At 70.2% G+C, this 12,696-nt stretch carries 11 protein-coding genes; 8 read left to right on the plus strand and 3 right to left on the minus strand.

Translation table 11 applies throughout. The features are described from left to right. Positions 1–2 precede the first annotated feature (2 nt). The 3 genes from ABD289_RS17355 to ABD289_RS17365 all read left to right on the plus strand — a co-directional run bounded on the left by ABD289_RS17355 (position 3) and on the right by ABD289_RS17365 (position 4,299). A complete protein-coding gene (locus ABD289_RS17355) occupies positions 3–2,132 on the plus strand; it encodes an acetate--CoA ligase family protein (RefSeq protein ID WP_344133380.1) in 2,130 nt (709 codons plus the stop codon). 332 nt (positions 2,133–2,464) lie between these two features. Beyond that, on the plus strand, positions 2,465–3,871 hold the full coding sequence (locus ABD289_RS17360; protein WP_344133383.1) for an Nramp family divalent metal transporter: 1,407 nt from the start codon (positions 2,465–2,467) through the stop codon (positions 3,869–3,871). Then, complete coding sequence (locus tag ABD289_RS17365; protein WP_344133386.1) at positions 3,871–4,299, plus strand: hypothetical protein; 429 nt, start codon at positions 3,871–3,873, stop codon at positions 4,297–4,299. The genes ABD289_RS17360 and ABD289_RS17365 overlap by 1 nt, the downstream gene beginning before the upstream one ends. 25 nt (positions 4,300–4,324) lie before the next feature. On the opposite strand, the gene ABD289_RS17370 is transcribed toward ABD289_RS17365, so the two are convergent. Then, the gene (locus ABD289_RS17370; protein ID WP_344133389.1) at positions 4,325–4,516 is read right to left on the minus strand and encodes a hypothetical protein; all 192 of its coding nucleotides are present in this window, start codon (positions 4,514–4,516) and stop codon (positions 4,325–4,327) included. A 99-nt stretch (positions 4,517–4,615) separates the two neighbouring features. On the opposite strand from ABD289_RS17370, the gene ABD289_RS17375 reads away from it, so the two are divergent. The 5 genes from ABD289_RS17375 to ABD289_RS17395 all read left to right on the plus strand — a co-directional run bounded on the left by ABD289_RS17375 (position 4,616) and on the right by ABD289_RS17395 (position 10,859). Continuing rightward, entirely contained in the window at positions 4,616–5,935 is a 1,320-nt protein-coding gene (locus ABD289_RS17375; RefSeq protein ID WP_344133392.1) for an MFS transporter, read from the plus strand. An 83-nt stretch (positions 5,936–6,018) separates the two neighbouring features. After that, on the plus strand, positions 6,019–7,599 hold the full coding sequence (locus ABD289_RS17380; protein ID WP_344133395.1) for a phytoene desaturase family protein: 1,581 nt from the start codon (positions 6,019–6,021) through the stop codon (positions 7,597–7,599). A 310-nt stretch (positions 7,600–7,909) separates the two neighbouring features. Further along, complete coding sequence (locus ABD289_RS17385) at positions 7,910–8,428, plus strand: lytic polysaccharide monooxygenase auxiliary activity family 9 protein (RefSeq protein ID WP_344133398.1); 519 nt, start codon at positions 7,910–7,912, stop codon at positions 8,426–8,428. 175 nt (positions 8,429–8,603) lie between these two features. Next, positions 8,604–10,190 carry an alkaline phosphatase D family protein gene (locus tag ABD289_RS17390; protein WP_344133401.1) on the plus strand — a complete coding sequence of 529 codons (1,587 nt, stop codon included), beginning with the start codon at positions 8,604–8,606 and terminating at the stop codon, positions 10,188–10,190. Between the two features lie 207 nt (positions 10,191–10,397). Continuing rightward, positions 10,398–10,859, plus strand: a complete 462-nt coding sequence (locus ABD289_RS17395; RefSeq protein WP_344133404.1) for a nuclear transport factor 2 family protein — start codon at positions 10,398–10,400, stop codon at positions 10,857–10,859. 35 nt (positions 10,860–10,894) lie between these two features. On the opposite strand, the gene ilvA is transcribed toward ABD289_RS17395, so the two are convergent. Both ilvA and ABD289_RS17405 read right to left on the minus strand, forming a co-directional pair. After that, entirely contained in the window at positions 10,895–12,142 is a 1,248-nt protein-coding gene (gene ilvA / locus ABD289_RS17400; RefSeq protein WP_344133408.1) for a threonine ammonia-lyase IlvA, read from the minus strand. A gap of 51 nt (positions 12,143–12,193) precedes the next feature. Beyond that, positions 12,194–12,589: a DUF5313 family protein gene (locus ABD289_RS17405; RefSeq protein WP_344133411.1), complete on the minus strand. Its 396-nt coding sequence runs from the start codon at positions 12,587–12,589 to the stop codon at positions 12,194–12,196. Positions 12,590–12,696 lie beyond the last annotated feature (107 nt).

Below are 12,696 nucleotides of genomic sequence, written 5' to 3' on the forward strand. Positions count from 1 at the left end.
AGATGGCATACGACGGTCCCCGCGTGCGAGAGGTGCTCGACGCGGTTCGTTCCGAGGGGCGGTCGGCGTTGACCGCCCCGGAGGCCAAGAAGCTGTGCGACGCCTACGGCATCCCCACCGCCGGAGAAGGGCTGGCCACCAGCGCCGATGAGGCCGCCGCCCTGGCTGCCGAGATCGGCGGCCCGGTGGCGCTGAAGATCGTCTCACCGGACATCCTGCACAAGACCGATGCCGGCTGCGTTCTGGTGAACGTCTCCGGTGCGGCCGACGTGCGCGCGGGCTACGAGCAGATCCTGACCAACGCGCACGCCGCGGCCGAGAACCCGGCGATCTCCGGGGTTCAGGTCCAGCAGATGGTCAGCGGCCAGGAGGTCATCGTAGGCGCGACCACCGATCCGAGCTTTGGCAAGGTGGCGGCCTTCGGTCTCGGTGGCGTGCTGGTCGAGGTGCTCAAGGACGTCACCTTCCGGATGGCGCCGGTCACCGGCGGCCAAGCCCGGCAGATGCTCGACGACATCGCCGCGGCCGACGTCCTGCGCGGTGCGCGCGGAGCCGAACCGATCGACGCGGAGGCGCTCGCCGACGTGCTGCACCGGACCTCCGACCTGGTCACCGACTTCCCGGAGATCAGCGAGCTCGACCTCAACCCGGTGTTCGCCACTCCCTCGGGCGCGACCGCGGCCGACGTGCGCATCGTGCTGCAGACCGAGGAGCCCGCGGCTCCCCCGCAGCACTCGCCGGAGCAGATCCTGGAGTCGATGCAGCGGTTGATGACGCCGCGTTCGGTGGCGGTGATCGGCGCGTCCAACGAGGACGGCAAGATCGGCAACTCGGTGATGAAGAACCTGGTCAACGGCGGTTACGCGGGGTCGATCTACCCGATCAACCCGAAGGCCGACGAGGTCCTGGGGCGCAAGGCGTACAAGAGCGTCGGCGACATCGACGCGGACGTCGACGTCGCGGTGTTCACCGTGCCCGCCAAGTTCGTCGCCGGCGCGCTCGAGGAGTGCGGGCGCAAGGGCGTCGGTGCCGCCGTGCTGATCCCGTCCGGGTTCGCCGAGACCGGCAACCACGAGCTCCAGGAGGAGGTCGTGGCGGTGGCCGCCGAGCACGGAATCCGCCTGCTCGGCCCGAACATCTACGGTTACTACTACACGCCGGAGAACCTCTGCGCCACGTTCTGCACGCCCTACGACGTGCGCGGCGGGGTGGCGCTGACCTCGCAGAGCGGCGGCATCGGGATGGCCATCCTCGGCTTCTCCCGCACCACCAAGATGGGTGTGTCGGCGATCGTCGGCCTCGGCAACAAGTCCGATGTGGACGAGGACGACCTGCTCACCTTCTTCGAGCACGACGACAACACGCGCTGCGTGGCGATGCACTTGGAGGACCTCAAGGACGGCCGCGCGTTCGTCAACGCCGCCCAGCGGGTCACCAAGAAGAAGCCGGTGATCGTGCTCAAGGCCGGGCGCACCGATCTGGGCGCGCGGGCCGCCAGCTCGCACACCGGGGCGCTGGCGGGCAACGACAAGGTCTACGACGACATCCTGCGCCAGTCCGGGGTGGTGCGGGCTCCCGGGCTCAACGAGATGCTCGACTACGCCCGCGGCGTACCGGTGCTGCCCACGCCGAAGGGCGAGAACGTCGTGATCATCACCGGGGCCGGCGGTTCCGGCGTGCTGCTCTCGGACGCCTGCGTGGCCAACGGTCTCGACCTGATGGACATCCCGCCGGACCTGGACGCGGAGTTCCGCCGCTACATCCCGCCGTTCGGCGCCGCGGGCAACCCGGTCGACATCACCGGGGGCGAACCTCCGAGCACCTACGAGGAGACCATCCGGCTCGGGTTGCGGGATCCGCGCATCCACTCGTTGATCCTGGGCTACTGGCACACCATCGTCACACCACCGATGGTGTTCGCGGAACTGTGCTCGCGGGTGGCCGAGGAGGCGCGCGCGGAGGGCATCGACAAGCCGATCGTGGTGTCGCTGGCAGGCGACACCGAGGTGGAGAAGGCCGCCGATTACCTGTTCGATCACGGCATCGTCGCCTTCCCGTACACCACCGAGAAGCCGGTGGCCGTGCTCGGCGCCAAGTACCAGTGGGCGCGTTCGGCGGGGTTGCTGGACTGACCGCGCCGCCGGGTGGCGTCCGAGCACGACGCGCGGGCGCCACCTGATTCCACGCCCGCGAGCCGGCCGACGACTCGTGCGGTTCGCGGTGGGCGCGCGGCCGGAGACCGCGCGCCCACCGGGTACCGCGCCTGCGAGAGGCACCCGGAAATCCCAGAAGAGACTGCCACCGTTGAAGTCCCACCCGCGCCGCCACGCACGGCGGCCACGGTGACAGGAAACGGACAAGGAGGTCCGATGTGGATGACGACAAGGCACCCGGAAGAGACCCCGAACCCGAGTTAGAAACCGAAGGCGACGGGCGGACGTGGCAAGCGGGTGGGCTCGAGCCCATGCCCATCCGCAAGTTGCCCGAAGCACCGCCGTCGATTCACCTGCTGGGTCCCACCGTGTTCCTGGTGGCGCTCGGGGTCGGCATGGGCGAGTCCTACATGTGGCCTCGCCTGGTGCTCATCTTCGGTCCTGAGATCCGCTGGCTGTTCCTGATCGGCGTCACGCTGCAGGCCATCGTCATGCTGGAGATGGCCCGCTACGCGATGGCCACCGGGGAGAGCATCTTCTCCGGTGCGGCACGCGTGGCGAAACCGCTGATGTGGTTCTTCTTCGTCACCGCGATCCTGGTCTACATCTGGCCGGGTCATCTCTCGGCGGGCGCGGCGGCTCTGGAGCAGATAACCGGCGTGCCGTGGCAGATATCGGGCTGCATCGGCCTGGTCCTGGTCGGCGTGCTGTTCACCATGGCCAAGGTCATCTACAACCTGCTGGAGAACGTGCTGTCGATCCTGATCGGCCTGCTGGTGGTCGGTACCGCGGTGGTGGCCGCCATGGTCGGCAACCTGCAGGACCTGACCAGCACGCTCACCGGCATGCTGCACTTCGGCTACTTCCCGGAACAGGCGCTGTCGGCGCAGTGGTTCCCGGTCGTGGTCGGAGCGATCGCCTTCGCCGGCCCGTCGGGCATGCAGCAGATGTGGTACACGCTGCACCTGCGCGACCGCGGCGCGGGCATGGGCGCGCACATCCCCCGCATCCGCGGGCTGCGGCACGCCGATGAGGAAGAGACGATGCCCTCGCGCGGGTTCATGTTCGACACCGATGATCCCGACGAGCTGGCCAAGTGGAAGGGATGGCGGCGCTGGGTCACCTTCGACGCCCTGCTGCTGTTCTGGGGCATCACCATGCTGGTGACGATCTCGTTCACCGTGCTGGCCCAGTCCGCGGCTCGGCAGAACCCGAACGTGGCAACGCTGATCGAAAGCGGTGAGCGGGACGCGGCGCTGAACGCGATGGCCGACTCGTTCTCGGCGGCGGGCTCGCCGATGCTGGGCTCGATCTTCCTCGGGTTCATCGCGCTGATCGGGCTCAACGCCACGCTCGGCCTGTTCGACTCGTTCTCCCGCGGTCAGGCCGACATGACCTACCACTTCGTCAAGGGCGCCCGCAGGTTCAAGATCTCGCAGCTGTACGCGGTCTTCCTGTGGGGCATCATCATCTTCGGCATCCTGATCCTGCTGTTCGGTCCGGCCGACGGACCCAGCTCGATCCTGGACACGCTGGCGTTCCTATCCACCTTCGCGATGGGCGCCTACTGCGTGGTGCTGCTGTTGGTGAACAACCGGATGCTGCCCAAGCCCATCCGGCCGAGGTGGTGGTCGAATCTGATCATCGGATTCGGCGCCTTCTTCTACCTCGGCATGCTGTTCTACAGCCTCGTCGAGTTCGGAGTGGTCGTGAGCTGATGACCGCAACCATGGAACCAGCGGTATCGGGACGGATCCTGGCACCGGGCGTGATCATCGGCGCGGTGTCCGGGCTGTTCGCCGGCGTGATCATGCTCGTCGGCGGCGCGCCCGCGTCCTGGGCGGTGACCGCGGGAACATTGCTGGCGCTGCCGCTGGCGGCAGCGGGTGCCGGGTGCAGCTTCCTGCGGTGGCGCGGCCTGCTCGGCGGCGGGCACTTCGCACCCCTCGCGCTGTACTGGGTTCTGGCGTTCCCGTTGGTCCGGCTGGTGCAGGACGTGGGCACCCGGCTGGTGCTCAGCGACACCCTGGCGCTGCCGCAGCACCTGTGGGCGTTCCTGGCCTACCAGGCGCTGATCAGCGTCGGGTTCGCGATCGGTTTCGTGTGGGTGCAAGAACGGTTGGTCCGGGGTGGTGCTCGGCGATGAGCGCACCGGGCACCACCATCCGACCTCAGCCGCGGGCGTCGACGAGTTGCCGCTCGTCGCGCTCCGGCCGTTCCCGGTCGCCACCGCGCTGAGCCCGCTGCCGGGCCGACTCGATCGCGGCGGACGTGGCCAGTCCCAGCATGCGCCCGTCCGCCGCGTACCCGCGCGGCACGCGTTCTAAATAGCGCCGAAGTGCTCCAAGAATCCGCATCGTCATCGTCACCTCCTTCCCTCATCATCGTGCATACAGTATGCAGGACTCCCGTCCACGCTATGAAGCTCCTGTGAGCAGCGACACCTCGGCAGGTGGTGCCCGATGGCTAGGACCCGGCGCGACCGCGGCTGGTCGATGATCGGGCTGCACACGCCCAAGCTCGACGTGCACGATCACCACGGCCGCCGCTACCGGGTCGGCGAACAACCGCGCGAGCTCGCCGGCCGCCCCCGCGGAGTGCTGCTGTGGGCCTGCTGGCTGCCGATGCTGCTAGCGGGAACCATGCAGTACGCCTTCGGCGCGGCGATCCCCGCGCTGACCGCCGCCGGGCACGACCTCGGGTGGCTGTGCGCGACGCTGGCCTGCTGGACGGTCTTCCAGGCGGGCGCGGGTTATCCGGTGGCGCACCTGCGGCAGCGCGACCGCCTCGACCCGCGCACCGTGCTGATCGGCGGCGGAATCCTGTGCGCCGCAGGGGTTCTCACTCTCGGCCACGTCCAGAGCCCACCGGGACTGCTGCTGGGCTACTCGGTGCTCGGCGGCACCGGCGCGGGCCTGGTCTACGCGGTGTGCACCTCCACCGCGCAGAAGTGGTTCCCGGAGAGCCCCGCCACCCGAGTCGGGTTCGTGACCGGGGCCTTCGCGTACGGTTCAGCGCCCTTCGTACTCGCGCTTGCCGCATCCGGGCAGCCGCGCGAGATCGCGCTGTTCGCGCCCGTGCTGCTGGTCGCGGTGACCGGCTGCGGGCTGCTGCTGACCGACCCCCCTCGGGACTGGTGGCCCGCGCACGTCGACCACCGCAGCTGGGCGCGGGCGAATCCCCCGGCGGCGCACGAGTTCTCGGCGACCGAGGCCCTGCGCACACCGGCGCTGCCCGCGATGGCCGCGTGCCTGTTCTGCGCGGCCACGGTGTCGTTGTTCAACGCGGTCTTCCTGGCGTTGCTCGCGGGCCCGTGGGCGGCGGCGCTGTTCGTGGCCACCAACGGCGCCGGCCGAGCGCTCGCGATGCCGCTGGCGACCCGCTTCGGGCGGCGGCGCGTGCTGCGGCGGGTCGTGGCCGTGCAAGCCGCCGGGCAGGTGCTGCTGCTCCTGGCGCTCACCCACGCCTCGCACTCGTGGCTGCTGACCGGGGCGACCGTCGCGGGCATCGGCGGCGGTGCCTTCTACCCGATCCTGGCCGCGCTGGCCAGGGAGCTCTTCGGCCAGCGGCGCAGCGCCGAGGTGCACGGCCTGATCTACAGCGCGAAGGCGGCCAGCGGCGTCGTCGGGATCGGTTTCGGGTTCCTCGTCCTCGCGCAGCAGGGCCCGGCCCTCGCACTGCTGGTCGCGACGCTGCTCTCGCTCGCCGCCGCCGCGGTGTGCGGGCTGTTCCGGCGCCCGGGTTTGCCCAAGACGCTGCCGTCCCCGCGAACCGGGACTTGATCGATCAAGCCCCAAATGGGACGATCTTTCGGCTTATGGTCGAAGCGCGGCTCGCAGTCCGCAGCACCGGAAGGGCCTGTTGGATGAGTGGCGAAGTCGATGCGGTCGTGGTCGGTTCCGGCATCAACGGACTGGTCTCGGCCGCCGAGCTGGCCCGCGCCGGGTGGTCGGTCACCGTTCTCGAGCGCAACCCGGAGATCGGCGGGTTCATCGCCTCCGGGCAACGGACGCTGCCCGGCTACGTCCACGACACCTACTCCTCGTGGCACCCGCTCTTCGTCTCCGGGCCCGCCTACGCCGCGCTGGGCGAGCTGCTGCACGAGCACGGCCTGGTCTACCGCAACACCCAGGAGTGGGCGTGCGCCAGCGTCGCCGATGACGGACGCATCGCGCGGGCACATCGGGATCCGCTGCGCACCGTCGACGAGTTCGAGCACGCCGCCGACCGCGCCGCCTACCTGTCCGTGCTGGACAAGATCGGCGACAACCTGGCCGCCATCGCCGGTTTCCTCTCCAGCGAGCCGCGCTCCTGGGCGCTGCTGCGCCACGGCGCGAAACTGATCAACACCGGTGGTGTGCGCGGCGCCGAGGGCTGGCTGCGCCAGCTGGCCACCAGCGGGCGGGGCTTCAGCCGGCGCGAGTTCCGCGGTGGCGAAGTGGACCAGATCTTCGCCCCGTGGCTGCTGCACGCGGGACTGTCCCCCGATCACGCGTCCGGCGGGCTGATGCTCGGCCTGCTGGCCTCGATCATGCACGGCGCGGGCCTGCCGGTGGTCGAGGGCGGCCAGCGCAACTTCCTCGCGGCGTTCTCCGCACTGCTGGAGTCGCTGGGCGTGCGGGTGCGCACCGATGCCGAGGTCGAGCACGTGCTGGTCGACGGCGGCAGGGCCGTCGGTGTCGTCGCGGGCGGACAGGTGCACCGAGCGCGCCGCGCGGTGCTCGCCTCGGTATCGCCGAGCGCGCTGTACCGCGAACTGCTGCCGCCGGCGGCGGTGAAAACCCATCTCGAGCAGCAGGCCGCGCAGTTTCGCCACGGCCGCGCCGCGATGCAGGTCCACGTCGCGCTGTCCGCTCCGCCGCGCTGGAGCGACCGGCGACTGTCCGAGGTGCCGATCGTGCACCTCAGCGACGGGTCCGGCAGCACCGGTATCGCGTGCGCCGAAGCAGAGGCCGGCTTGCTGCCGCGAAACCCGACGGTCGTGGTCGGCAGCCAATACCTGCTCGACCCGACCCGAGTCCCACCGGGCGCGGCCTCGTTGTGGCTGCAGCTGCAGGAGGTTCCGTTCGCGCCGACCCGCGATGCCGCCGACGAGCTCGACACCTCCCGCGGCTGGACACCGGAACTGGCGGAGGGTTTCGCCCGCCGCGCCCTGGATCGGCTGCGAGCGCACGCGCCGGGCCTCTCCGATCTGATCTGCGCGGTGGACGTGATCGCGCCGCCGCAGCTGGCCGAGCACAACCCGAACGCCATCGGCGGCGATCCCTACGGCGGCAGCGCCGAGCTGGACCAGGGCTACCTGTGGCGTCCGCTCCCGGCGGCCGGCAACCATCAGACCCCGATCCCCGGACTGTGGCACATCGGTGCGGCCACCCATCCCGGTCCGGGCCTGGGCGGGGAATCCGGCTGGATGGCCGCCAACTCGCTGATCAAGCGCAACAGGTGACCGCGAGGGCGCAACGGATTCGTCCTCGCAGCCGAATCTCCGCACCTGCCAATGCTGTTCCGGGAAAATCGTGAAACCAGCTGGGAAAACTCGACGCAACCGGCAGGCCGCGACGAAAACGCAGGTCAGCAGCGCACGAAGGCTCCTGCGGACGAGCGGATGAATGCCCGGCGGTTGACCGGCCGACACCCCCGCTCTATGGTCCAGACCACTAAGTTCAGCGAACCATCACCGCGAGTTCTTCCCCACGAGCGCATCGCTCCACCGGATCGATTCATCCGGTGCGACCTCTCGTTCAAAGGAGCAAGACATGCCCAATCGGAAGCTGACCGCCGCCGCGGTCGGGGCCGCCATCGCGCCCTTCCTGGTCGCCATCCCCGCGGGCACCGCCAGCGCCCACGGCTACGTCGACGCGCCGCCGTCCCGGCAGGCCCAGTGCGCCAACGGCACCGTCGAGTGCGGCGCGATCAAGTGGGAGCCGCAGAGCGTGGAGGGACCAAAGGGCCTCAAGAGCTGCAGCGGCGGCAACGAGCGCTTCGCCGAGCTCGACGACGACTCGAAGGCCTGGAAGGCCACTCCGATCGGCACCCACGCCACCTTCAACTGGACGCTGACCGCCCAGCACTCCACGGCCACCTGGGAGTACTACATCGGCGACGACAAGGTGGCCTCCTTCGACCAGGGCGGCGAGCAGCCGCCCAAGCAGCTCTCGCACGACGTCGACCTGTCCGGCTACAGCGGCCACCAGACGGTCCTGGCCGTCTGGAACGTCGCTGACACCGCCAACGCCTTCTACTCGTGCATCGACGTCAACATCGGCGCCAAGTAGCGCACCGCAACGCCACGCGCTGACCGCCACCCCGCTGGTCGGCGCACGGCGATCCAGGCGGGCCCGACCGACTCGACGGCCGGGCCCGCCTTCGCACGTCCAGCACCGGCAGCCGGCGATCACGGCGCCGCACGGCCGAGTTTCCTTCGCCCCGGGCGTGGTGTATCCAGGGCGGGTGACCGAGTTGGTGCTGGGCCCGCTGCTGCGCTACATCGACGCCGACACCGCGACCGTGTGGGTCGAGACCGACGGCCCCTGCGCGGTCCGAGTGCTCGACTCCGTCTCCCCCACCTTCCACGTCGCGGGCCACCACTACGGGCTGGTCGCCGTGCGCGGCCTCGACGGACCGACCCCCTACGAGGTGCACCTCGACGGCGAGAAGGTCTGGCCCGAGCCCGGAGCCGTGCCCAGCATCATCCGCCCGGTCGACGATCCGGAACGGCTGACCGCGCTGTTCGGCTCCTGCCACTTCGACCGCACCGTCAACGACGGACCGGACAAGGAGGGCCCCGACGCGCTGGTGGCCTGCGCCGCGCAGCTCGGGCGCACCCCCGAGATCGAGTACCCGGACCTGCTGATGCTGCTCGGCGACCAGGTCTACGCCGACGAGACCACCCCCTCCGTGCGACGCGAACTCGCGAAGCGCCGCGACCTGCGCAAGCCACCCGGCGGCGAGGTCGCGAACTTCGAGGAGTACACGCTGCTGTACCGCTACGCCTGGTCGGACCCGCAGCTGCGATGGCTGCTGTCCACCGTGCCCAGCATGATGATCTTCGACGACCACGACGTGCGCGACGACTGGAACACCTCCGCCGCCTGGCGCGAGCGCATGACCGCTCACCCGTGGTGGCGCGACCGGCTGCTCGGCGGCCTGATCTCCTACTGGATCTACCAGCACATCGGAAACCTCAGCCCGGATGAGCTCGAACGCGACGAGACCTACCTCGAGGTCACCCGGGTCGGCAGGCACGCCGACGCACTACCGGTGCTGCGCGACATGGCCGCCGCCGCCGACCGCGAGGAACACGGCCGCAAGGGCACGCGCTTCAGCTACGCCCGCGATCTCGGACCTGCCCGGCTGATCGTGCTGGACACCCGCTGCGGGCGGATCCTCGAAACCGGTGACCGGGCGATGCTGTCCAAGACCGACTTCGCCTGGCTGCGCGCGCTCACCGAGGTCGACCGCAGGCACCTGGTCATCGGCTGCTCGCTGCCCTGGCTGCTGCCTCCGGCCGTGCACCACCTGCAGTCCTGGAACGAAAGCGCCTGCCAGCGCGGATCCCGGCTCGCCGAGAGGATCAGGCAGGGCGCCGATCTCGAGCACTGGGCCGCCTTCCGCGACTCCTTCGACCGGCTGACCGGACTCATCGGCGACGCGGCAGCCAAGATGCACGCCCCGGCCACCATCAACGTGCTCGGCGGCGACGTCCACCACAGCTACCTCGCCGAGGCCCACTACCCGCGCCCGCTGCGATCTCGCGTCACGCAGCTGACCTGCTCACCGCTGCACAACAGGGCACCGTCCTGGCTGCGCCCACCGCTGCGACTGGCCTGGTCGCCCGGCTTGTCCCGCAGGCTGCAACGCGGCGCCGAGCGCAACGGGGTGGCACCGCTGCCGCTGCGCTGGCGCAAGACGGACGGGCCGTTCTTCGCCAACACCATCGGCGAGCTCCGCTTCGCAGGCCCTTCGGCGCGGATCCGCCTGCTGGAAGCCACCAACCGCGGAGAGCTGGCCGAGACCTGTCACCGACGCCTGCACTAGACGCCGTTGCCGAAGAGGGAGCTGACGATCGAGGTGGTCCGAGCAGCGTCGCGACGGCTGCGCGCATGACGGGCCGGGGCGGAGTCGGGCCCGGCCGCCGCTGGCTCCCCCGGACGAGCAGGAAAACCGGTTCGACCACGCCAGCGCTTTGGCGTAAACCCACACCGCGATCTGGTCAACGCACGTTCTCACCGCTGGGAGGCCACCATGCCGGACGACCGTCCGCCGTACCCGCCGTTCACGCAGCAGACGGCCCTGCAGAAGGTCCAGGCGGCCGAGGATGCGTGGAACACCCGCGACCCGCACCGGGTGGCGCTGGCCTACACGCCGGACTCGACGTGGCGGAACCGGGACGCGTTCATCTCCGGCCGCGAGGAGATCATCGCGTTCCTGACGCGGAAGTGGCAGCGCGAACTGGACTACGCGCTGCGCAAGAGCCTCTGGGGATTCCAGGAGAACCGGATCGCCGTCCGCTTCCAGTACGAGTGCCACGACGCGGAAGGCCAGTGGTGGCGCAGCTACGGAAACGAACTGTGGGAGTTCGACGAGCGCGGACTCATGCGGCGCCGCGAAGCGAGCATCAACGACGTCGTTATCACCGAAGCCGATCGGCGCATCCGCGGCCCCCGGCCCAGCGAGGAGCACGGCGTCGACATCCCGCTCCGGTAGGGCCCGACACCACGTCCCGGGATCCCGCCGGGCGCTCAGACCAGGAAGGAGAACAGCGGGGAGCCCGGCGAGACCTGCTCGATCTGCAGCGGGGACTCCTTCATGCGCCTGAGCAGGTCGTCGAAGTCCTCGGCGTCGTCGAGCTCGATGCCGACCAGGGCCGGGCCCGTCTCCCGGTTGTTCTTCTTGACGTACTCGAAGGCCACGATGTCCTCGCCGTCGACGAGCACGTCGTCGACGAAGTGCCGCAGCGCGCCCGGCTCCTGCGGGAAGGTGACCAGGAAGTAGTGCCGCAGGCCCTCGTGCAGCAACGAGCGCTCGACGACCTCGCCGTAGCGGCTCAGGTCGTTGTTGCCACCGGAGACCACGCACACCACCGGCCCCCGCGGGGCGCGTTCGAGCAGCCGAGCGGCGGCGCTGGCCAGCGCGCCCGCGGGCTCGGCGATGATGCCCTCGGTCTGGTAGAGCTCGATCATCTCGGTGCACACCGCGCCCTCGGGAACCGCGACGATCTCGTCGACCAGCTCGCGCGCCACCTCGTAGCCGAGATCACCGATCCGGCCGACCGCCGCACCGTCGACGAAGGTGTCCACCTCCGGCAGCTTCAGCGGCGCGCCGTGCTCCAGCGCGGCTCGCATGCTCGCGGCCCCGGCGGGTTCGGCGCCGACCACCCGGATCTCCGGGAAGTGCTCCTTGAGCCACAGCACCACGCCCGCGAGCAGTCCGCCGCCACCGACCGGGACGATCACGGTGTCGATCGGGCCGTCGTGCTGCTCGGCGATCTCCAAGCCCACCGTGCCCTGACCCGCGACGGTGCGCGGGTCGTCGAACGGGTGCACGTAAACGGCGCCGGTGCGCTCGGCATCTGCCTTGGAGGCCGCGCTGGCCTCGTCGAACGAGGATCCCGCGATGATCGGCTCGACCCACTCGCCACCGATGGAGGCGATGCGCTTGCGCTTCTGCCTCGGGGTGTTGGAGGGCAGGTACACCCGTCCGGGGATTTGCAGCTCACGACAGGCGAACGCCAGGCCCTGCGCGTGGTTGCCCGCGCTCGCGCACACCACGCCGTGCTCGCGCTCGCCGTCGGCGAGCCCGGAGATCAGGTTGTAGGCACCGCGGACCTTGTAGGAGCGGCAGACCTGCAGGTCCTCGCGCTTGAGCCGCACCGGTACGCCCAGCTCGCCGGAAAGGCGGCCGCTGGTCTCCAATGGCGTGCGGCGAACCACCTGCCGCAGGCGGGTGCCTGCCCGGAAGATCGCTGCGGGACTGAGCTCAACGGACATCCATCGATCCTAAATCCGCTGGTGAGCCCGGCCACGGGCGGGTAGGCAAGCTCACTGATCGGAAGGCTCGCGCCGCCACACCGCCGCGTAGCGCTCCGCGGCCGCGACGTCGCGCCGACGGCGCACCCCCGAGCCGTGCCCGGGCGGGAACCCGTGCTTCACCAGCCGCGCATCGACACCGTCCACCGAGTTCGTCAGCGCGATCCGCACCACGACCAGCACGCCCAGCAGCATCGCGCCGGCCGCGATCGGCCACGACCCGCCGAGCAGGCCCAGACCGACGAACAGCACGGCCGCCAGCGGCGCGATCTGCACCAGACCGCGGACGAGCACCCGCAGCACCCAGGTCCGGCACGTCCCGTCGTGCAGCACCCAATCCCGGTACCGCTCGGGCAGCGTCGCCCCGTACTGGTACCGCACCCACCACACCAACCCGGGACGCAACACCCACCCACCCTACGACCACCCACCCACCGGCAACCGAATTCCCTCGAAATCGGGGTACGGAATTCCCTGGAATTCCGGGTCGGGTTTTCGAGGGTTCTTGGTGGGAA

This window comes from Saccharopolyspora halophila (assembly GCF_039531955.1).
Classification (GTDB): domain Bacteria; phylum Actinomycetota; class Actinomycetes; order Mycobacteriales; family Pseudonocardiaceae; genus Saccharopolyspora; species Saccharopolyspora halophila.

What these genes read in the sequence shown, in the direction of transcription:
- ABD289_RS17365 (WP_344133386.1), top strand. Translation starts at nt 3,871, where the DNA reads ATGACCGCAACCATGGAACCAGCGGTATCGGGACGGATCCTGGCACCG.
- ABD289_RS17360 (WP_344133383.1), top strand. Translation starts at nt 2,465, where the DNA reads ATGCCCATCCGCAAGTTGCCCGAAGCACCGCCGTCGATTCACCTGCTG.
- ABD289_RS17355 (WP_344133380.1), top strand. Translation starts at nt 3, where the DNA reads ATGGCATACGACGGTCCCCGCGTGCGAGAGGTGCTCGACGCGGTTCGT.
- ABD289_RS17380 (WP_344133395.1), top strand. Translation starts at nt 6,019, where the DNA reads ATGAGTGGCGAAGTCGATGCGGTCGTGGTCGGTTCCGGCATCAACGGA.
- ilvA (WP_344133408.1), bottom strand. Translation starts at nt 12,142, where the DNA reads ATGTCCGTTGAGCTCAGTCCCGCAGCGATCTTCCGGGCAGGCACCCGC.
- ABD289_RS17370 (WP_344133389.1), bottom strand. Translation starts at nt 4,516, where the DNA reads ATGACGATGCGGATTCTTGGAGCACTTCGGCGCTATTTAGAACGCGTG.
- ABD289_RS17395 (WP_344133404.1), top strand. Translation starts at nt 10,398, where the DNA reads ATGCCGGACGACCGTCCGCCGTACCCGCCGTTCACGCAGCAGACGGCC.
- ABD289_RS17385 (WP_344133398.1), top strand. Translation starts at nt 7,910, where the DNA reads ATGCCCAATCGGAAGCTGACCGCCGCCGCGGTCGGGGCCGCCATCGCG.
- ABD289_RS17375 (WP_344133392.1), top strand. Translation starts at nt 4,616, where the DNA reads ATGGCTAGGACCCGGCGCGACCGCGGCTGGTCGATGATCGGGCTGCAC.